The sequence below is a fragment of the Aeromonas sp. 2MA4 genome, assembly GCF_029237305.1.
Classification (GTDB): Bacteria; Pseudomonadota; Gammaproteobacteria; order Enterobacterales; family Aeromonadaceae; genus Aeromonas; species Aeromonas salmonicida.
In genome coordinates this window covers 1-678 of record NZ_JAACFY010000044.1, presented here as the reverse complement: position 1 = coordinate 678, position 678 = coordinate 1, and the positions used below count along the sequence as shown (strand labels likewise).

The window sequence follows — 678 nt, the reverse complement described above, 5'->3', positions numbered from 1 at the left end:
TCACAGCTTATCGCAGGTTAGTACGTCCTTCATCGCCTCTGACTGCCAAGGCATCCACCATGTACGCTTAGTCACTTAACCATACAACCCCAAGAAGTGTCGTTGAAACAACGCTTGCTTGTTGAAGCACAACAAGGACCAAAATAAATTTTGGTTTTCGCCAAGAAGTTTCCAAAGCACTTGTAACAAATGTTTGAGAACTACTTTTTAAATCAGCTTTCCAGATTGTTAAAGAGCAAACTTCATAAAGAAGTCAAAGGCATAGATTGAACGTCATAGCTCAATGCATGGCTTTTGCTTCTCGCAAAATACAGTACCGATTATGGTGGAGCTATGCGGGATCGAACCGCAGACCTCCTGCGTGCAAAGCAGGCGCTCTCCCAGCTGAGCTATAGCCCCATAATCGGGAACGAAGTGGTGGGTCTGAGTGGACTCGAACCACCGACCTCACCCTTATCAGGGGTGCGCTCTAACCACCTGAGCTACAGACCCACTTCGTGTACTGTCTCTAAACTTGAATCAAGGCAATCTGTGTGAACACTCAACAACTTCGACATCTTAAGGTAAGGAGGTGATCCAACCCCAGGTTCCCCTAGGGTTACCTTGTTACGACTTCACCCCAGTCATGAATCACACCGTGGTAAACGCCCTCCCGAAGGTTAAGCTATCTACTTCTGG

2 tRNA genes and 2 rRNA genes are annotated in these 678 nt (G+C 47.1%); all 4 read right to left on the bottom strand.

Features of this window, described 5'->3' with window-relative positions:
• Positions 1-81 (bottom strand): 23S ribosomal RNA (locus tag GWQ31_RS21695); the annotation flags it as partial.
• 242 nt (positions 82-323) lie between these two features.
• A tRNA-Ala gene (locus tag GWQ31_RS21690) sits at positions 324-399 on the bottom strand.
• Positions 400-415: 16 nt separating this feature from the next.
• Positions 416-492: transfer RNA gene (locus GWQ31_RS21685), tRNA-Ile, on the bottom strand.
• Positions 493-564: 72 nt separating this feature from the next.
• Positions 565-678: ribosomal RNA gene (locus tag GWQ31_RS21680) — 16S ribosomal RNA — on the bottom strand; the annotation flags it as partial.